16 protein-coding genes and 1 riboswitch are annotated in these 20,029 nt (G+C 71.2%); of the genes, 13 read left to right on the forward strand and 3 right to left on the reverse strand.

What is annotated here, in order from left to right:
- The first annotated feature begins 105 nt into the window (after positions 1-105).
- The 7 genes from AAH979_RS14205 to AAH979_RS14235 all read left to right on the forward strand — a co-directional run bounded on the left by AAH979_RS14205 (position 106) and on the right by AAH979_RS14235 (position 10,150).
- Complete coding sequence (locus AAH979_RS14205) at positions 106-2,163, forward strand: DNA topoisomerase IV subunit B (RefSeq protein ID WP_346258555.1); 2,058 nt, start codon at positions 106-108, stop codon at positions 2,161-2,163.
- Between the two features lie 76 nt (positions 2,164-2,239).
- On the forward strand, positions 2,240-4,765 hold the full coding sequence (locus AAH979_RS14210; protein ID WP_346258556.1) for a DNA topoisomerase IV subunit A: 2,526 nt from the start codon (positions 2,240-2,242) through the stop codon (positions 4,763-4,765).
- Between the two features lie 196 nt (positions 4,766-4,961).
- Positions 4,962-7,481 (forward strand): alkaline phosphatase D family protein, encoded by a 2,520-nt coding sequence (locus tag AAH979_RS14215; protein ID WP_346258557.1) that lies wholly within the window; start codon positions 4,962-4,964, stop codon positions 7,479-7,481.
- Positions 7,482-7,639: 158 nt separating this feature from the next.
- A complete protein-coding gene (locus AAH979_RS14220) occupies positions 7,640-7,840 on the forward strand; it encodes a hypothetical protein (RefSeq protein ID WP_346258558.1) in 201 nt (66 codons plus the stop codon).
- Positions 7,841-7,877: 37 nt separating this feature from the next.
- Complete coding sequence (locus AAH979_RS14225) at positions 7,878-8,312, forward strand: DUF1877 family protein (RefSeq protein ID WP_346258559.1); 435 nt, start codon at positions 7,878-7,880, stop codon at positions 8,310-8,312.
- A 270-nt stretch (positions 8,313-8,582) separates the two neighbouring features.
- Positions 8,583-9,389 (forward strand): SAM-dependent methyltransferase, encoded by an 807-nt coding sequence (locus AAH979_RS14230; RefSeq protein ID WP_346258560.1) that lies wholly within the window; start codon positions 8,583-8,585, stop codon positions 9,387-9,389.
- Positions 9,390-9,454: 65 nt separating this feature from the next.
- Complete coding sequence (locus tag AAH979_RS14235; protein WP_346258679.1) at positions 9,455-10,150, forward strand: class I SAM-dependent methyltransferase; 696 nt, start codon at positions 9,455-9,457, stop codon at positions 10,148-10,150.
- A gap of 200 nt (positions 10,151-10,350) precedes the next feature.
- Here AAH979_RS14235 and AAH979_RS14240 read toward each other — a convergent pair whose 3' ends face one another.
- Positions 10,351-11,010: a hypothetical protein gene (locus tag AAH979_RS14240; protein WP_346258561.1), complete on the reverse strand. Its 660-nt coding sequence runs from the start codon at positions 11,008-11,010 to the stop codon at positions 10,351-10,353.
- A gap of 130 nt (positions 11,011-11,140) precedes the next feature.
- Entirely contained in the window at positions 11,141-11,605 is a 465-nt protein-coding gene (locus tag AAH979_RS14245) for a YbaK/EbsC family protein (RefSeq protein ID WP_346258562.1), read from the reverse strand.
- A gap of 331 nt (positions 11,606-11,936) precedes the next feature.
- On the opposite strand from AAH979_RS14245, the gene AAH979_RS14250 reads away from it, so the two are divergent.
- The 6 genes from AAH979_RS14250 (at position 11,937) to AAH979_RS14275 (ending at position 17,536) form a co-directional block, all read left to right on the forward strand.
- Positions 11,937-13,127, forward strand: coding sequence for a helix-turn-helix transcriptional regulator (locus AAH979_RS14250; protein WP_346258563.1), 1,191 nt, complete (start codon positions 11,937-11,939; stop codon positions 13,125-13,127).
- Positions 13,128-13,350: 223 nt separating this feature from the next.
- Positions 13,351-13,545 carry a hypothetical protein gene (locus AAH979_RS14255; protein ID WP_346258564.1) on the forward strand — a complete coding sequence of 65 codons (195 nt, stop codon included), beginning with the start codon at positions 13,351-13,353 and terminating at the stop codon, positions 13,543-13,545.
- Entirely contained in the window at positions 13,539-13,793 is a 255-nt protein-coding gene (locus AAH979_RS14260) for a hypothetical protein (protein ID WP_346258565.1), read from the forward strand. Before AAH979_RS14255 ends, AAH979_RS14260 begins: the two co-directional genes overlap by 7 nt.
- A complete protein-coding gene (locus AAH979_RS14265) occupies positions 13,790-14,311 on the forward strand; it encodes a hypothetical protein (RefSeq protein WP_346258566.1) in 522 nt (173 codons plus the stop codon). The genes AAH979_RS14260 and AAH979_RS14265 overlap by 4 nt, the downstream gene beginning before the upstream one ends.
- A 185-nt stretch (positions 14,312-14,496) precedes the next feature.
- Positions 14,497-15,576 carry an NADP-dependent oxidoreductase gene (locus tag AAH979_RS14270; RefSeq protein WP_346258567.1) on the forward strand — a complete coding sequence of 360 codons (1,080 nt, stop codon included), beginning with the start codon at positions 14,497-14,499 and terminating at the stop codon, positions 15,574-15,576.
- Positions 15,577-15,934: 358 nt separating this feature from the next.
- Positions 15,935-17,536 (forward strand): FAD-dependent oxidoreductase, encoded by a 1,602-nt coding sequence (locus AAH979_RS14275; protein WP_346258568.1) that lies wholly within the window; start codon positions 15,935-15,937, stop codon positions 17,534-17,536.
- A 78-nt stretch (positions 17,537-17,614) separates the two neighbouring features.
- Here AAH979_RS14275 and mdlC read toward each other — a convergent pair whose 3' ends face one another.
- A complete protein-coding gene (gene mdlC, locus AAH979_RS14280; protein ID WP_346258569.1) occupies positions 17,615-19,216 on the reverse strand; it encodes a benzoylformate decarboxylase in 1,602 nt (533 codons plus the stop codon).
- Between the two features lie 256 nt (positions 19,217-19,472).
- Positions 19,473-19,614, forward strand: a riboswitch (cyclic di-AMP (ydaO/yuaA leader).
- Positions 19,615-20,029 lie beyond the last annotated feature (415 nt).

Consider the following 20,029-nt stretch of genomic DNA (forward strand, 5'->3'; position numbering starts at 1 on the left):
CCCCGGCCGGCCCAGTGGGTACGCTCGCTACCGGCGTGGGGCCCGCCCCGGCGCCCAGCCCGCCGACCAGCGGCACACGACCGGCGACTCTGGGAGTTCACCTCGTTGACTGCACAGCCTGAAATCCTGTACGGGGCCGACGACCTCACCCACCTTGAGGGTCTGGACGCGGTCCGGAAGCGGCCCGGCATGTACATCGGGTCGACCGACGGCCGTGGCGTGGGTCACCTGTTCAACGAGATCGTGGACAACTCCACCGACGAGGGTGTCGCCGGTCACGCGACCCGGGTCGAGGTCACCCTGCACGCCGACGGCTCGGTGCAGGTCGACGACGACGGCCGGGGGATCCCGACCGACGTGCACGCCAAGTCCGGGCTCTCCGGCGTCGAGCTGGTGCTGACCCGGCTGCACGCGGGCGGAAAGTTCGGCAACTCCGGCTACAAGACCTCCGGCGGCCTGCACGGGGTGGGCGCCTCGGCGGTCAACGCCCTCTCCCGGCGGTTCGACGTCACGGTGCGCCGGGACGGCAAGATCCACCAGATGTCGTTCCAGCACGGCGTACCGGGAATATTCGACGGTGCCGGCGCCGGGGCGCCCTTCGCCGCGCACCCGGGGCTGCGCCTGCTGGGCAAGATGAAGCGGGGCGAGTCGACCGGCACGTCGATCCGCTACTGGCACGACGCGCGCTACTTCGAGACCGGGGCCACCCTCGACGTCGAGGCGGTCCGCACCAAGCTCCGGCACACCGCGTTCCTGGTGCCCGGCGTGACCTACGTGCTGCGGGACGCCACCGGCGGGGCGATCAGCGCCGAGACGTTCCACTTCCCGAACGGCCTGGCCGACATGGTCGACTACCTCGCGCCGGCCGCCGACAAGCCGGTCTCCGGCACCCTGCTGGTCACCGGCGAGGGCACCTACCGGGAGAACGCCGCCGACGCCAACGGCGTGATGCGCAGCAACGTCGAACGCCGGGCCGAGGTCGAGGTGGCGTTCCGCTGGGGCACCGGCTACGAGCGGACCGTCGAGTGCTTCACCAACACCATCCGCAACGTGCACGGCGGCACCCACCGCCGGGGCTTCGAGCGGGGCGCCACCCGGGCCCTGGTCGACGCGATCCGCAACGCCCGCGGCCTGCTCAAGCCGAAGGAGGACGCCCCGGTCCTGGACGACATCCTCGAGGGCCTCACCGCCGTCGTGCACGTCCGGATCCCGGAGCCGCAGTTCACCTCGCAGACCAAGGACGAGCTCTCCACCGCCCCGGTGACCAAGGTGGTGCAGACCGTCGTCGAGCAGCACATCAAGGCCTGGCTGGAGGACCGCAAGACCAAGGCCGAGGCGCGTACGGTGCTTCAGAAGATCGTCGACGCGGCCCGGGTCCGGCTGACCCAGAAGCAGCAGAAGGACGCCGCCCGGCGCAAGACCGCGCTGGAGGGCGCGGCGATGCCGCCGAAGCTGGTCGACTGCCGCTCCACCGGGGTCGAGCGCAGCGAGTTGTTCATCGTCGAGGGGGACAGCGCGCTCGGCACCGCCCGGCTGGCCCGCTCTAGTGAATACCAGGCGTTGCTGCCGATCCGGGGCAAGATCCTCAATGTCCAGAAGGCGAGCCTCCAGCAGGTGCTGGACAACGCCGAGTGCTCGGCGATCATCCAGGTGCTCGGGGCGGGTTCCGGGCGCACCTTCGACCTGGCCTCGCTCCGGTACGGCCGCATCCTGATCATGGCCGACGCGGACGTGGACGGCTCGCACATCCGTACCCTGCTGATCACGCTCTTCGCCAAGTACATGCGGCCGGTGATCGAGGCGGGCCGGCTCTACGCCGCCGTGCCACCGCTGCACAAGATCAGCACCAAGGGGAAGAACCCGGAGACCCACTACACCTACACCCAGGCGGAGATGGTCGCCACCGTCGGCCGGCTGGAGAAGGCCAAGAAGCAGGTGGTCACCCCGATTCCCCGGTTCAAGGGTCTCGGCGAGATGGACGCCGACGAGCTCTGGGACACCACCATGAACCCGGCCAGCCGGATGGTCCGGCGGATCACCATGGACGACGCCGAGGCGGCCGAGCAGGTCCTCGAACTGCTGATGGGCGAGAAGGTCGAGCCCCGGAAGAACTGGCTGATCGACTCGGCGAACCGGGTCGACCAGGAGGCGATCGACGCCTGATCCGCCGGGCGGACAGGCACGCGGAACCGACAGCGGCCGGGGCACCGGCCGGGCGAGGGAAGAGAGCGCTCAAGTCATGGCACGCCGTACGGGTAAGGGACCCAAGGTCGACCTGTCCGCCTTCGACCAGGCGGGGGCCCGGGTCCTCGACAACCCACTGGCCACCGAGGTCGAGGACTCCTACCTGGAGTACGCCTTCTCGGTGATCCACTCCCGCGCGCTCCCGGACGCGCGGGACGGCCTCAAGCCGGTGCACCGGCGCATCCTCTACTCGATGAGCGAGCAGGGGCACCGGCCCGACCGGGCGCACGTGAAGTCGGCCCGGGTCATTGGCGATGTAATGGGTAAGTTTCATCCCCACGGTGACGGGGCGATCTACGACGCGATGGTCCGGCTGGCCCAGGACTTCTCGCTGAACGCGCCGCTCATCGACGGGCATGGAAATTTTGGATCCCCGGACGATGGACCGGCTGCGGCGCGTTACACCGAAGCACGAATGTCCCGCGAGGCGATGCTGCTGGTCGGTGAGCTGGGCGAGGGGACGGTCGACTTCAAGCCCAACTACGACGGCTCGCTGACCGAGCCCTCGGTGCTGCCGGCCGCGTTCCCGAACCTGCTGGTCAACGGCACCTCGGGCATCGCGGTCGGGATGGCCACCAACATGATCCCGCACAACCTCGGCGAGGTGGTCGCGGCGGCCCGCTGGCTGATCGACCACCCGGACGCTGACCTGGACAAGCTGATGGAGTTCGTACCCGGTCCCGACCTGCCCACCGGTGGCCTGCTGCTGGGGCTGGACGAGGTGCGCAAGGCGTACGAGACGGGCCGGGGCGTGGTGCGGATGCGGGCCCGGGTGGAGACCGGTCCGCTGGAGGGGAGCCGGGGCCGGCAGGCGATCACGGTGGTCGAGCTGCCGTACGGGGTCGGCGCCGAGAAGATCATCGAAGCGATCACCGACGAGGTACGCGGCAAGCTGATCACCTCCGGCCCGCGCAAGGGGCAGCGGCAGGCGGCCCGGCTCCAGGGCATCGCCGACGTCAAGGACCTGACCGACCGGGAGAACGGTACCCGGCTGGTCATCGAGTGCAAGGTCGGGGTCAACCCGCAGGCGCTGCTCGCCGACCTCTACCGGCTCACCCCGCTGGAGCAGTCCTTCGGGGTCAACAATCTCGTCCTGGTGGACGGCCAGCCGCAGACCCTCGGGCTCAAGCGCCTGCTGGAGGTCTTCCTGGCCCACCGCTACGAGGTGGTGACCCGGCGTACGACGTTCCGCCGGCAGAAGCGGGCCGACCGGCTGCACCTGGTCGACGGCCTGCTGATGGCGCTGCTCGACATCGACGAGGTGGTCCGGCTGATTCGGGCCAGCGAGAATGCCCAGGCGGCCAAGGACGGCCTGATGAGCCAGTTCGGGCTCTCCGAGATCCAGGCCACCTACATCCTGGACACCCCGCTGCGTCGGCTCACCAAGTTCGACCGGATCGAGCTGGAGGTGGAGCGGGAGCGGCTGCGCGACGAGATCGCCGCGCTGACCGAGATCCTGGAGGACGACCGGGTGCTCCGCAGAGTCGTCTCCGACGAGCTGGCCGCGGTGGTGGACGAGTTCGCCACGCCGCGGCGTACCACGCTGATCGACGGGGACCTCAAGGAGGTGCTGGCGGCCTCGGCGCCGGCCGGGCCGCTGGAGGTCGCCGACGACCCGTGCCAGGTGATCCTCTCCGCCACCGGGCTGGTCGCCCGGACCGCCGCCGAGTCGGAGGAGGCCGCCGAGGGGCGGCGCCGCAACGGCCGGACCAAGCACGACGCGGTACGCGCCGTCGTGCACACCACCGCCCGGGGTCAGGTGCTGCTGGTGACCAGCGCGGGGCGGGCGTTCAAGACCGACGTGCTGCCGCTGCCGGTGCTGCCGGAGCAGGCCGGTACGGTCTCGCTCTCCGGCGGGATGTCCACCGCCGAACTGGTGCCGCTGGAGCCGGGGGAGACGGTCGTCGGGTTGGCGCCCCTCGGCGAGCGCGGTGCCGGTTCGCCCGGCCTGGCGCTCGGCACCCGGCAGGGCGTGGTCAAGGTCTGCGCTCCCGACTGGCCGGTCCGCTCGGACGAGTTCGAGGTGATCGGGCTGCGTGACGGTGACGAGGTGGTCGGGGCGACCTGGCTGACCGACGGCGCGGAGACGCTCGCCTTCGTCACCTCGGACGCCTCGCTGCTGCGCTTCCCGGCCACGCTGGTCCGGCCGCAGGGTGTCAAGGGCGGGGGCATGGCCGGGATCAACCTCGGCTCCGGTGCCGAGGTGGTCTTCTTCGGCGCGGTCCGCACCGACGAGGCGGAGCAGGGCGAGCCGATGGTGGTCACCTCGACCGGCAGCGGCGTGAAGGTGACCCCGTTCGCGCTCTATCCGGCGAAGGGCCGGGCCACCGGAGGGGTACGCGCCCAGCGCTTCCTCAAGGGCGAGTCCAAGCTGGTCGTCGCCTGGATCGGGCCGCGACCGGTGGGCATCAGCAAGCGTGGCGAGCCGATGGCGCTGCCCGAGCCGGACCAGCGCCGGGACGGTTCCGGGGCGGCGATGTTCGGCCCGGACAAGGTGGGCCACCTGATCGAACGCGGCTGAGCCGTGACACTCCCGTCCCGGGTCTCGCCACAGCGAGGCCCGGGACGGGCACGTGTGCCGACGCGGGCACGTGTGCCGACGGCCGAATCCGCCATCCGGCGTACCGCCGGGCTTCACATGATCTTCAAGAGCCGGGCGACCGCCCTGTCCACACTGGCCGACGACATCGTCGGTGGTGAGGGCAGGTGCGGCAGCGATGGACGGCTTTCCGATCAGCAGGCGGCGGTTCCTGACGGTCGCCGGTGGCGCCGCCACGGTGGTGGCGGTGAGCCAACTCGTCGCCGAGCTGCCCGAGGCGTACGCGGCGGAGCTGGATGCCGCCCCGTTCACCCTCGGGGTCGCCTCCGGCGAACCGCAGCACGACAGCGTGGTGCTCTGGACCCGGCTCGCCCCGGACCCGCTGGACGCGGTCGACGGCGGGATGCCGGCCGAGCCGGTGCGGGTGCGCTGGGAGGTGGCCCGGGACCCCGGGTTCCGGCATCTGGTCCGGACCGGTGAGGTGACCGCACTGCCCGAGTCGGCCCACTCGGTGCACGTGGTGGTGCCGCACCTGAGCCCGGACCGCTGGTACTGGTATCGCTTCCGGGTCGGCGAGGCCACCAGCCGGATCGGGCGTACCCGGACGTTGCCGGCGCCCGGGGCGAAGGCCGACCACCTGCGGTTCGCCTTCGCCTCCTGCCAGTCCTGGGCCGGCGGCCCGTACCCGGCCTACCGGGACATGGCCGAGCAGGAGCTGGACTTCGTGGTGCACCTCGGCGACTACATCTACGAGACCACCGACGGCAGCCTGACCGAGTTCCGCCGGCTGCACGCCCTCTACAAGACCTCGCCCGACCTGCGCGCCGCGCACGCCCGGTTCCCGTTCATCCTCACCTGGGACGACCACGAGGTGCAGAACAACTACGCCGGGCCGGTCGCCGGGGCGGCCGGGGACGGGCGGCCGTTCCTGGAGCGCCGGGCGAACGGCTACCAGGCGTACCACGAGCACCTGCCGCTCCGCCCCGAGCAGCGGCCGGACGGGCCGGACATGCTGCTCTACCGCCGGTTCGATTTCGGCCGGCTGGCCCGGTTCAGCGTGCTGGACACCCGGCAGTACCGCAGCGACCAGGCCCTCGGCGACGGCCGCAAGGAGCCGACCGGCGAGGTCTTCGACCCGACCCGGACGATGACCGGCCCGGAGCAGGAGCGCTGGCTGCTGGACGGGCTGCGCCGGTCGAAGGCCCGCTGGAACGTCATCGCCCAGCAGACCATCATGGCCGCCTTCGACTACGACCTCGGGCCGGGGCGGATCGTCAACCTGGACCAGTGGGACGGCTATCCGCCGGCCCGGTCCCGGATCCTCGATTTCGTCGCCCGGCACCGGATCTCGAACCCGGTCGTGCTGAGTGGAGACTGGCACACCCACTGGGTCAACGACCTCAAGACCGACTTCGCCGATCCGCGCTCCCGGACCGTCGCCACCGAGTTCGTCGGCACCTCGATCTCCTCCGGTGCCGGCTGGGACGCGGACGTCCGGGCCGGGCTGGCCGCCAACCCGCACGTGCGGTTCTACAACGGCAGCTACCGGGGGTACGTGATCTGCGACGTCACCGAGCGGCGCTGGCGGGCCGACCTGCGGATCGTGCTGGACGCCCGTGACCCGGCCTCGCCCGCGTACACGATCGCGGCGTTCGAGGTGCGCGACGGGGTGCCGGGGGCGCGCCGGATCGACGCCGGGGACGGCATCGTCGGCCGGGTCGCCGACCAGGACACCGGCGACCCGCTGCCGAACGTGCAGGTGGCGGTCTTCCGCACCGACGGCGGCCGGCTGGTGGCCAGCACGACCGATCCCTCCGGCGAGGTGCTGGCCTTCGCGCCGCCCGGCGACTACACGGTCACCGTCAACGGGGTCGGCTACGAGCCGCTGACCCGGCAGGTCGCCGTCCGGGCCGGTACGCCGACCCGGCTCGACCTGCGGCTGACCCGGGCGGCGGCCCGGGCCGGGACGGGCCGGACGGTTCCCGGGCCGCAGTCCTCGGCCGGTGTGACCGACCCGGTGCTCGGCAACGACCTGGTGGCGCTGGCCGTCTCGGCCGGTACGGACGACCCGCAACTGTCCGGGGTGACGGTCGGCAAGCCGTTGGACTTCGCCGCCGTCGGCCACCTCGACCAGCTCGACTGGATCAACCTGCCGTACGCCTCGGCGGCCCAGCCGCGCGGCGGCGACGCCTGGCAGCAGCGCACCGTCCGGTCCACCGCCGTCGAGGTGCTGGACGGGCCGGTGGCGGCGGTCCGGGTCACCGGGGTCAGCACCGCCGTGCCGGACATCGCGGTGGTGACCACATACAGCATCCGGCCGGGTGAGCCGTGGGTGGCGGCGGAGAGCGTCTTCCACAACGGCGGGGCGGTGCCGTGCACGTTCTGGACCGGGGACGCCCTCGACCACGACGGTGCCGGGCAGCGCAGCGGGGTACCCGGGCACGGCATCATCACCAGCGGCACTCCGGCCGACTATCCGCCGGCCGCGCCCTGGATCGGGATGACCGGCTCGGACCGGCAGACCTACGGACTGTGCTACGAGGACACCGGGTTCACGGCGTACGCCGCGTACAACTGGGTGATGAGCCAGCGGCAGGTGACGCTGGAGCCGGGGGCGACGTTCACGCTGCGGCGGCGGATCGTGGCGCTGGACAACGGCGGGGCGACCGACCCGTTCGCCGTACTCGAGAGAATTTGACGGGTCCACGGCTCGGGCGTCGTACCGATCACCCGGATGATCCGCTCCGGCTTCTCCTTCGACATCCGGGGCGCGATCCTGATCATGCTGCTCCTTCCGCTGATGGTCGCGCTCGTCCGGCTGGGGGCGTGATGGCGGCCCCGGGGTCCGGTACGGAGGTGCGGCGCATCGCGGTGATTCCCGGTGACGGCATCGGGGTCGAGGTGACCGAGGCGGCCCGGCAGGTGCTCGACGCGGTGGCCCGGCGGCACCGGATCGCGCTGGCGTACGACGAGTTCAAAGAACGACAACTGCGGGCATCGCCCACCCGGCACGTCCGCTCAAGCCGAGATCAGCGCGTCCGAAGGGAGGTCCTATGATCGACACCAGTAGTTATGCGGAGCCGAGAGGACAGCGATGGGCATAGTCCACATATTCGTTCGGGCCACCGAAGAGGAGTTGACGCGCGCAATCGCCGATCCGACGACCTTCGAAGGGACGTCAGGCCGTCCCCCGGAGGAGATGGCGGACCTCGACAAGGCGTTGCCAGACATCCAGGAACTCCTCGTCGCAGCGGACATCAAGGTCGACCTGGAACTGGGCGGCGAAATGATCTTTCCCTACGGCAACGACACGGACTTCGTCATGGTCTGGAGCGTTGACGACGTCGCTGACACCGCCGAACAACTCCGCGACGTGCCGTTCGACCGGCTGGCCACCTTCGTTGACGACCCGGACCTTGTTGACGACCCGGACGAGCTCGACTACCTGAAGGAATACTACGAGGACCTGGTCGGCTTCTTCGTTGCCGCGGCGGAGGCTCGCGCAGGTGCTTTCATGATCACGTCTTAACGTCACTGCACGTCCCTCGCGATGAGCGCAGTGAGCGTCTTCTCCGCGCACACCCGAGATCAACGAGGCATCGGTCCCGCTGCGTGTCTCGGGTATCTGAGGCACTGCGGATGCTCGCCGATCGGGCCGGGCTGATCGCGGCGATGTCGGCCGGGCTGGCCCGTAGGGGCTGGGCGCCGGTCCATGATCGGGATCGGCTGCTGGTCGACCTAGCCGTCGGACCACCGCCCCAGTTGCGTCACCGCGCCTTCGGTGCGGAAGAATGCCCCCATGACCGAGGACCGTGAGTTCCCCTCAGGCTCCAAACTGGACACCACGGTTCCGCACTCGGCGCGGATCTGGAACTACTGGCTCGGCGGCAAGGACAACTTCGCGGTCGACCGGGCCGCCGGCGATGAGGTGATCGCACACATCCCGGACATCCCCATCGGGGCCAAGTCCGAGCGCGCGTTCCTCAAGCGCGTGGTCAGGTTTCTCGTCGAGGATGCCGGCGTCCGTCAGTTCCTCGACGTCGGCACCGGGCTTCCCTCGGCGGACAACACCCACGAGGTCGCGCAGTCCCTCGACCCGCGCTGCCGGGTGGTCTACGTCGACAACGACCCGCTCGTCATGGTGCATGCGCGTGCGCTCCTGACCAGCGCACCGGGCGGCAGCTGCGACTACGTCGAAGCCGATCTGCGGCAGCCGGACACGATACTCGCGTCCGCGCGGCAGACGCTCGACTTCTCGCAGCCGATCGGGCTCATGCTCCTCGGCGTCGTCAACCACCTCATGGACGACGACGTGGCGTACGGCTCCGTCGCGCAGCTGGTGCAGGCGATGCCCGCCGGTAGCTACCTGGTGCTCACCCACTCCACCGCGGAGATCCACGGCGAGCCGATGCTGCGCGTGATGCGGGAAACCACCGAGCGCGGCGGCACGCCAATCCGCGCCAGGACGAAGATGGAGCTCGAACGCTTCTTCGACGGCTTGGATCTGCTGGAGCCCGGCGTCGTTACGTGCTCGCGCTGGCGCCCCGACCCCGAGTCGGACGAGCCGGAGGTCTACCTGTTCGGCGGCGTCGGCCGCATCGGCTGAGCTGAGCCTCTCGACGCCGGTCAGCCACGAGGGCAACCTATTCGCGGGCACGGGGGTGTCTCATGATGGAAACCGAGGCACCGCTCGGAGACGCCAATCCATCCGGGTCGCCGAGCAGGGCAGCGGACGGCTGGTTGGCAGGCACCCGGACCTCCTACGACACAGTCGCCGACAGCTACTCCGACTACACACGTGAAGCTCTGGCTAAGCAGCCCTACCTACTCGCGGCTCTGGCGCTGTTCGCCGAGCTGGTCCACGCCATCGATGGTGGGCCAGTGGCGGACGTTGGCTGCGGACCAGGACACGTCACTGCCCACCTGCACAACCTGGGCGTCGAGATGTTCGGCATCGACCTGTCACCCGCGATGATCGACCTGGCCCGGCGTGAGCACCCCGACCTGCGGTTCGAAGTGGGCTCGATGACGGACCTGCAACTCGCCGACGCTTCGATCGCCGCACTCCTCGCGTTCTGGTCGTTGATCCACATCCCCGACTACGCGGTTCCCACGGTGTTCGGGCACTTCCATCGGGTGATGCGTCCCGGCGGACCGCTAATGCTCGGCTTTCACGTTGGCGACGAGTCGCGGTTGAAGACGCAGGGCTACGGCGGCCACCCGATGAAGGTCTACGTCCACCGCCGCCAGCCTGACCAAGTGGCCGCGTGGCTACGCGACGCCGGATTCACGGTCAAGGCCCAAATGATCCTCGACCTCGACCAGAGCGTCCCAGGCGCGATCCTCTTCGCATACCGCCAGCCTTAACCTCGCCTGCGATCCGGCCGGTGCCCGCCAGATTCAATGAGACGACGTGCCGCATCCGGCGTCACCACGCCACCTTCGATGAGAATTCACCCGAAGCCGTCTCACCGATGTTGTCGTCCTCCAGGTCAGCGCCCTTGCACCGCGCCAACTCGGCTGAGACGGGACACTCGGCTTCAGCAGCGATGGGATCGAACTCGGCTTCAGTAGTGGCGCCGGCGCGGGTACACCGCGGCGAGTACGAAGCCCGCCAGCCCGATCCCGCCGCCAGCCCAGCCGAGCCATCCGGGGATCCTGCCGAGCGCCACGGAGCTGTCGGGCTGCGCGCCGAATCCGACGCTGGTGGCCCGGTCGGCCAGGATCCGCGCGTCCACCGGGATCGGCTCGCCGGACTCGCCGGCATACCGGACACCGTCGCCCCGGAGCCTCTCGAACTCCTCGTCCGACAGACGGATCGTGATGGGCATTCTGGTGCCGTCAGACGTCCAGGAGCCGTCGCACTCACGACTCTGCGTGCAGAAGAGCCTGGGGTTCACTTCGACCTGCCCCGGCTCGCCGTACCTCCAGACGTATTCGGGCTCGCCGCGCTCGAACCATCCCATGCACGCCAGTACGCCGACGGTCAGACCTATCCCGGCCAGGAGCAGCGCCCATCCGGGTGCGTCGCGGAAAGTAGCGATCCGGCCCTCAAGGTTGGCGATGACGAGGACGGGGATCACGAACACCCCGGCGAATCCCAGCATGGCGGCCAGCAGGATCATGCCACCGAGCCGCGTCCCCGGGTCATCGAGGAGGACCCACACGCTCAAGGATGCCGCCGCGACGAGCGGCAGGGTCCAGAGCGCCAGCCTCCGTTTCGACACGCCTCCATCTTGGCACCCGGTCCCGTAAGCGTCGCTCCTGTGCGGCCGGGGGCACAGCCTTCCGGTGCGCGGCCTCGCAGCAACTCCAGCTCAACTGGTAACGCGGGCGACAACCGGCAGGGAGACGGGGTCAGCGCGGCGGTTCCGGCTCGGTGACGTCGGCGACCCGGCCGTCCAGGGCGGCGACGGCCGCGTCTGCCTCCAGCGCCACGGCGGTGCCCCGCTCGCCGGTACCGAGCGTGATAGTGCGGCCCCGGATCCGGTCGTCCGCCACCACCGGCCAGGCCGTGCGGGAGCCGAACGGGGTGATGGTGCCCCGCTCGTAGCCGGTCGCCGCCTTGGCCTCGTCGGCGTCCGGCAGGGCGAGCCGGTTGACCCCGAGCAGGGTACGCAGCTTCGGCCAGGAGATCACCCGGTCGCCGGGTACCAGGACGAAGACGAAGTCCTGCGCGCCCCGGCGTACCACGATGGTCTTCACCACGTCCGGGACCTCGACGCCGATCGCCTCGGCGGCCTCGGCGACGCTGCGGACCGGCCCGTGCCGGATCACCCGGTGCGGGATACCGGCCGAGGTGAGGGCGGTGATCGCGGACATGGCGTCACCGTACCCGCCGGCCGGGCGGCGCCGTGGCAGGTCCGGCGGACCGGGCGGGGGTAGCCGGACCAACACCGACCCGGTCCCGTCGGGCCGTCCGGGCGTCGGCCGCCCCGAGCGGGAGATGGAGTACGCCAAGATCGTCCGCCGGGCCATGGCGCGGAGCGCGAGGTGTCCGAGGCAGGGCGAGGCCCTGGCCGGATCGTGCGAGAGCTCGCGCGTCGTGGCGCACAGCAGAGCCGCGTGCTCGATCGGGTGTACCGTCCAAGGTGGTGGGCGGTGGAATAGCGGCCGGCGCCCCGCCACCCAGACCGCTACCTGGGAGCCTGCGATGACCGAGACGTTCGGTGCCCGACTCCGCGCCCACCGCGAGCGCGCCGGAAAGACCCGATCTGTCCTCGGCGGACTCGTCGGCCGGTCGGCCGACTGGGTGAAAGCCCTGGAGAACGGCCGGCTACTCACCCCCAGGCTCCCGATGTTGATGCGCCTCGCCGAGGTGCTCGACATCAGCGACCTGGCCGAGCTGACCGGCGAGCAGGCCATGCCCGTCGCCTCCGTGACCCGGGCCGGTCACCCCGCCGTGGAGCGGGTCGCTGCCGCGATGCAGCGCAGCAATTTGCCCGCCGGAGACCCGACCTCAGCAGACCTGCTGCGCGGCCGGGTTGACCAGGCGTGGACGCTCTGGCACCGGTCGACCACCGAGCGGTCGGCGGTCGCCGCCGTGCTGCCCGATCTGCTCGACGAGGCACGGGTGTCGGTGCGACGACTCGATGGGACCGCCCGGCGGGCCGCGCTGGTCGAGTTGGCTCGCGTCTACCACCTGGCGCAGCTCTACGTCGCGAACCAGCCGTACCCGGAACTGGTGTGGCTTGCCGCCGACCGGGCGATGCAGGCCGCCCAGGATGCCGACGACCCGGCCGCCATTGCCGTCGCCGCCTGGTACTACGCGCACGTCTACCGTTCGTCGGCCCAGGTCGACGCCGCCGAGCAGGTGCTGACCGATGCCGCCGTGCTGCTCGACCCGGCCACCGGCACCGAGGTGGCAGCCCGGTGGGGCCAGCTTCAGCTCGGGCTCGCGCTGGGGCACGCTAAGATCGGCCGGGCCGGCCAGGCATGGCGGGCATGGGACCTGGCCGATGAGACCGCCGGCCGGCTTGGCGCCGGATACGTGCACCCCTGGCTGATGTTCGGGACGACCGCTGTCGACGCATACGGCGTCACGGTGGAGGTCGATTTGGTGCGTCCGGGGGAGGCGGTCCGCCGCGCCGACCAGGTGCACTATTCGGCCCTGCCGTCCCGGACCCGCCGGGCGACGCACTTGGTCGATGCTGCCCGGGCCCACCTGCTCCGCCGCGAGGAGGTCGCCACCGTGCACCTGCTCGGCCGGGCGTTGCGGGAGAGCGTCGACACCGTGCGGCACCGACCGGATGCTCGGGTCGCCGTGATCGAGCTATCCGGGCGCCAGGGCACCATCGGCGAGGATGCCCGTGAACTTGCCCTAGCCATCGGCATCGGCGGGTAGGTGTACCACTGGGACACTCTGTCCCCGTCGCTCGCTGTGATCTCTCCTACCGTCTCCGTGCATGGGCGCGCGGACGGTGCTGTCGAGTACCGGTTGCATCCGTGTGCCCCGGCTGGCCCGGGGCTCCGTCCCCCGGAGTTCCGGGCCAGCCCACCGGATGAGGTTCGGAGTGGCGCACCGTGACTGTGCTCAGGGCGCCGTGGCACGCAGGAGGGTCCGCACGGTGAACCAGCAAACCCAGCAGCAGACCGAACAGACCGACGAGCAGGTGGTGGCCGAGCATCTCGCCGGGCATCGGTGTGCGGAGTGCGCACCCCGGGGCGGTTGTATGCGGATGCTTCGGGTCATCCGCCGCCGCCAGGCGCGTGTCGACCTCGCCGCCGCCCTCACCGCCCGGACCGGGGTGAGGGGATGGTGATCCGGCTGGTCCGACGCTGGCTGACCGTGGAGTGGCCGGTACCGATCGAGTGTGCCTTCGCCCGTCTCGTGCTGGGCACGCACGCGCTGCGGGGGTGCGGGCGGTGCGGGCCGGACGGCTGCCCGCTCTGGTCGTGGGCGATCGAGATCCACCGGCGGGAGCATGCGGTCCGGGTGCTGCTGGGCGGGACGCTGCCGGCGGCGGTAACGGCTGGCGACGTACGCGCGGCGCTGGAGCGGGTCCGGTGAGCATGGTGCCGGAGAGCGCCCCCGGCCTGGCCGTCGACTGGGCGTGGGCGACGATCACCACGCACGCGGAGGGGCGGCATTGCGGCGGCTGCCGGGGCACCTGGTGTCCGACCGCCGAGTGGGCGCTCTGGGCCGTCGTCACCGACCGGATCGTGCCCGTGGACCGGCGGCAGCTCGTCACGGTGGTGGCCCGGCAGGTGATGATCGCGCACTGGCCGCGTACGGTCGACGGCTGCCGGCCGTGCGGGCTGCCGGACTGCGGACGAATTCAGCTCGCCGGCACCTGGTTGGAGGTTGTCGGGGATGAGGCGGTGCCGGACTCGGTGAAGATCCTGCGGTCGACGCCGACCGACGCCGAGCTGCGCCGCATCACCGGTATGGACGAGCGGACGGTGGTGCACCGGATCGAGAAGGCCGGCGCGAAGCGGACGGCGTGCAACGAGACGGTCGCGAAGCTGTCGCCGATGGAGGGGACGACAACCGATCCGGCCAGGGTGACGTGTCAGCTATGCCGGTGAGCGTCCGGCCGAGAGCGTGTGCACCGATGCGCTTCGTCCGTGCGGCACAGGAGGTGGAGCAGGCGCCGGTGCTGCGCCGATCGGGGCGTGCGATCCCGAACGGGTAGGTGGAACCGGGTTCGGAGCTACCGGCGGACCGAGCAACAATTGCGCACCTACGAGCCGTACCGAAGGGAACAGCCAGCATGTCGAGCGATGTCAGCAGCGCAGAGCCGGAGACCCGTGGCGAGGCCGGATCCGCCGGCCCGGAGCTGATCAGTCGGGAGGTCCGGCTGGCCGCCCGGCCGCACGGCGCACCCGGCCCGGAGAATTTCGAACTCGCCAGCACCACCGTGCCGGCGCCCGGACCGGGCCAGATCCTGGTGCGGAACACCTGGATGTCGGTCGACCCGTACATGCGGGGGCGGATGGACAACCGGAAGTCGTACATGCCGCCGTTCCGGGTCGGTGCCGTCCTGGACGGCGGCGCGATCGGCGAGGTCGTCGCCTCCGAGGCCCCGGCGGTACCGGTCGGGGCGACCGTGTCGCACGTGCTCGGCTGGCGCGAGTACGCCGTACTCGACGCCGCCGCCGCCACCGTGGTCGACACCTCGGTCGCGCCCGCCGAGGCGTACCTCGGAGTGCTCGGCCTGCCCGGGCTGACCGCGTACGTCGCGCTCACCGACACCGCTCCGGTCCGTCCGGGGGACGTGGTCTTCGTCTCCGCCGCCGCAGGTGCGGTGGGCTCGGTTGCCGGACAGTTCGCCCGCAAGCTCGGCGCGGCCCGGGTGATCGGCTCGGCCGGCGGCCCGGAGAAGGCGAGGCGGCTGGTCGAAGAGTTCGGCTACGACGCGGCGATCGACTACCGGGCCGGTTCGATCGGTGCGCAGTTGGCGGCGGCGGCGCCCGACGGGATCGACGTCTACCTGGACAACGTCGGTACCGACCACCTGGCGGCCGCCCTGGCCGCGCTGCACGTCGGTGGCCGGGTCGCGCTGGTCGGCGCGATCAGCGTCTACAACGCGACCGCGCCGGTGCCCGGCCCGACCAACCTGGTGCTGGCGCTGACCAAGCGGCTCAGCCTGCGGGGCATGCTGGTGACCGACCACCTGGACCGGTTCGCCGAGTACCTTCCGCTGGCGGCGGGCTGGCTGGCCGACGGCACGCTGCGGACCGCGACCACGGTCCGGGACGGGATCGAGGCGGCTCCGGGCGCCTTCCTGGAGATGCTCGGGGGCGGCAACGTCGGCAAGATGCTGGTCCGGCTCGCCGACCAGACGCGTTAGCGACCGACCACGCCGCGTCCCAATGCGGGGTCCGGGAGGCGGCGCGGTGCTGGCTGGACCGGATGTCCTCGACCCGTCCCCACTGGGGTCCACGATGGTCGGTGCGGGCGGGACGGTGAGGTAACCGGACGGACATGTCCGAACCGGTTGCTCGACCCCTCCGGCCTGCCCGGGCCGGTCCTGCCGGCGCCGGTCCGGAAACAAATCGGCAATCTCCTCTATTCCGTTGCGGAAACACACCCCTTACAGACTCGGCGTCCCACGGATCTTCCTAGGGGGACGGCATGAGCGAGAGCGGTGGGCGATTCAGGCAGCTCGGGCTCCGTGGCCGTGCCGACGAGCGCGGCGAGGAGACGGCATGAACCAGCAGGACCAGTCCACGGTCAGCCGGCGGGGCTTTCTCCGCGCGGTCGGCGTCAGCGGCGGGGCGGGCGCGATGCTCGCCACGATGGGCGCGCTCGGGCTCGCCCCGACCGCCGCCTCGGCGGTACCGCCGTTCCGGGCACCGACCCGCGCCGACTTCAGCCTGACCGGCCGGTCCGGTGCCCGGGTGGTGGTGCTCGGCGGCGGCGTCGCCGGCCTCGCCGTCGCGTACGAGCTGGGCAAGGCGGGGTACGACTGCACGGTGCTGGAGGCGCGCTCCCGGGCCGGTGGCCGGAACCTGACCGTCCGGGGCGGCACCGTGGAGACCGACCTGGACGGGCACACCCAGCGGGCCAGGTTCTCCGACGGGGTCTACTTCAACGCCGGCCCCGGCCGGATCGCGCAGTGGATGGTCACCATGGACTACTGCCGCGAGCTGGGCGTACCGGTGGAGGTGTTCACCAACGCGAACGCGGACGCCTGGATCTACAACTCCTCGGCCGGGATGACCGCGCCGGTCCGCTACCGCACCGCCAAGGCGGACGTCTACGGGTACGTCTCCGAGCTGCTGGCCAAGGCGACCGACCAGGGAGCGCTGGACGACCGGCTGACCGGCGACGACAAGCAGCGGCTGCTCTCGTTCCTACAGAGCTACGGCGCGATCGGCGGGCGCACCAGCGGGTGGGCGTACACCGGCACCAGCCGGCGGGGGTACGCCAGCTATCCCGGCGCGGGCAACGACGCGGGGGTACCGCTGGATGCCCCGCCGCCGCTGTCCGACGTCTTCGCCAGCAACGTCGGCCGGTACTTCTCCTTTGAGCTGGGTTACGACCAGGCGATGCTGATGTTCCAGCCGGTCGGCGGGATGGACCAGATTCCCCGGGCGCTGGCGAAGGCGGTCGGCACGCACCGGATCCAGCTCGGCGCCGAGGTGACCGGGGTGACCGACCGGGGCGGCAAGGTCGAGGTGACCTACCGGCGGGGTGGCCGGGAGCGCCTGGTCCGGGCCGACTTCTGCGTGGCGACGCTGCCGCCGCACCTGATGGCCCGGGTGCCGCACAACCTCGGCGCCGACGTGACGGCGGCGCTCGGCAGCTTCCCGACCACCGCCTCCGGCAAGATCGGTCTGGAGTACCGGAGCCGCTGGTGGGAGCTTGACCAGCGGATCTACGGCGGCATCACGGAGACCGACCTCGACCTGTCGCACATCTGGTACCCGTCGCACGGCTTCCACGGCCGGCGGGGCCTGATCGTCGGCTACTACAACACCGGGGCGAACGCGCGGGCGTACAGCGCGCTGACCCCGATGCAGCGGCAGGAGCGGGCGGTCATGCAGGGCGTGAAGATCCACGGCGAGAAGTACCGCTCCGAGCTGGTGACGGCGTACTCGCACGCCTGGGACCGGACCCGCTACCTGGAGGGCGCCTGGACCTCGCCGCCACACGGCACCGCCGGCTACGACCTGCTGCTCCGGCCCGCCGGCCGGGTCTACTTCGCCGGGGACTGGCTGAGCCACGAGGTGGCCTGGCAGCACGGCGCGTTCGTCTCGGCCCGCTCGGTGGTCACCGCGCTGCACCAGCGGGTGATGGCCGGCTGACCCGTCGGCGGGCCACCACCTGCGTGACCGCCGGCCGATAAGAGCAGCGGCACCACCACCCGGCGACCGGGCGGCGGATCAGAGCAGCGGGGCGACGTCCCGGGTGATCGGTACGGCCAGCACGGTCGGGCTCTCCGTGCCGAGCGCGGACCGGAACGCCGCCCGGAACTCGTCCACCGACTCCACCTGGTGGGCGGTGCAGCCGTAGCCACGGGCGATGCCGGGGATGTCCAGACCGGGGAGTTCCAGTCCGGGTACCCCCGGCGCGTCCTCCAGTTCGGCGAAGGCCTTCAGCACGCCGTACTCCTGGTTGACCGGTACCACGAAGACGACCGGCAGCCGGTGCTGCGCGGCGGTCCAGAGCGCCTGCGGCGAGTACTGGAACGAGCCGTCCCCGATCACCGCCACCACCGGCCGGTGCTGCCGGGTGTCGCGCTGGGCGAGCGCGATGCCGACCGCCGCCGGCAGCCCGAAGCCCAGGCCGCCGCTGGCCATCTTGAAGTATGAGCCTGGTCGGGTGATGGTGAGTTGCCGGTGCAGCACGCTGAGGTTGGAGGGGGATTCGGGGACCACGATCCCGTCCGCCGGCCACTCTGCGGCGAGCGCGCCGAAGAGCGCCTCCGGGCTCAGCGGGGTGCCGGCGGCCCCGTCCGGCGCGCCGGCCCGGGGCGGTGGCATCGGCCGGTCGCTCGGCGGCAGCCGCTCGGCCAGCCCGGCGCAGGCCAGCGTGACGTCGCCGACCAGGCTGTCGCCGACCGGTGCCCGGGCCGCCTCGGCCGGGTCGTCGGTGACGTGCAGCAGCCGGGTGCCATCCGGCAGATAACCCCGCCGGCCGGGGACGTACGGGTAGTAACGGAACACCGGGGCACCGACCACCAGTACGGTGTCGTGGCCGACAAGTTTCTCGGCCAGCGGCCCGATCGCCGGCGGCAGCAGTCCCTGGAACTGGGGATGATCCTGGGGGAAGCCGACCCGGTCCGCGAACGGCGGCTGCCAGACCGGTGCCCGGCTCCGCTCGGCGAGGGCGACCGCCTCGGCCCAGCCGCCGCTGCGGTCGACCGCGGATCCGATCACCAGCATGGGGTTCCGGCTCGCCGCCAGGATCTCGGCGAACCGATCCAGTTCCGCCGGATCGGGCGCGACCCGGGTGCTCACCCGGCGTACCTGCGCGGTGCCGTTGGCTGGCTCGTCCCAGTCGTCCAGCGGCAGGGAGAGGTACACCGGCCCGGCCGGCGGCTGTACGGCGGTGGCGAGCGCCCGCATGAACGCCTCGGGAATGTCCTGCGCACGCAGCGGCTCGTGACTCCATTTGACGTACGGCTCTGGCAGTTGGGTCGGGCGCACGTTCGTCAGCATCGGCTCGGACAAATTCATCGTCCGGGTCTGCTGGCCGGCGGTAACGATCATGGGTGTCTTGTTGTGCCAGGCGGTGACGAGGCTGCCCATTCCGTTTCCGGTGCCGGGTGCGGTGTGCAGGTTGACGTGCACCGGCCGGCCGGTGACCTGGGCGTAGCCGTCCGCCATCGCGACCGCGGAGGCCTCCTGGAGGGCCAGAACGTAGGCGAAGTCGGCCGGAAAGTTCTTCAGGAATGGCTCCTCGGTGGAGCCGGGGTTGCCGAAGAGGGTGGTGAGGCCGAGGGAACGGAGCAGGTCGTAGGTCGCTTCGTGCACCGTTGTCATCGGAAGGAGCCTCCTGGAGTCCTCGTCCCATGCTCGGACCACCGCGTCAAGCCGGTCATTTCCGTCATACCGTACGCGTACATGATCATGCCGGTTTATCTGTGCGACCGTCCATCGCCCCGGGCCCGGTCGCCGGTCGTCCCGATCGCGCTCTCAAACGCTGTTTTCGCTGTTCAGTGGGGTTGGCAACGGCGGAAGGCGGCCAGTAATCTCGGCGGATCTGGTCCGGCCCCTTGGTCGCCATCTGGGTGACACCGGAGCAGACCCGCCGAGTCGTTCTGTAACGAACCGGGGACCCACAGTTATCTGGGGTGAATCCGCGAGCCGCTGGCCCGTGGTAGGGCGGCCTTCCCGCCCGAATCCGTCAGCTAACCCGGTAGGCGGTGTCGGAAGGAGTAGCTGTTCGTGCCGCACCACCCGGGCCCCGGCCCGTCCCCCCAGATCCCTCGCTGCGTCGCGGCTCCGCTCCCGGTCGCCGCGACCGTCCCAACCCGGACCGGCCGACCCCAGGCCGGCACCTGAACCTGGCCCGATAGCGGTCTGTGACGCGGAAGTCGTCGACGCGCGGGCGCTGCCGGGTCCGCCGGCCAACTGGTCGCGGTCCCGGTGAGGCCGCCGGCCGGTCGCGACGGATCGTGGTGGCGCTGATTCCGCCGGTACGCCGATAGCGGCGCTCCCACCGGCCGGCGCAACCGGCGGTCCGTCCGTACCGTCGGCCCGTTCCGCCGAATGCGTCGGCGGGCCTCTCCCGGACGATTTCGTCCCGTGCGATTCCGTGCGATTTCGCGTCACATTCCGGCAGCGACTGAAACG

It is taken from the genome of Plantactinospora sp. ZYX-F-223 (assembly GCF_039649625.1).
In the GTDB taxonomy this organism is placed as follows: domain Bacteria; phylum Actinomycetota; class Actinomycetes; order Mycobacteriales; family Micromonosporaceae; genus Plantactinospora.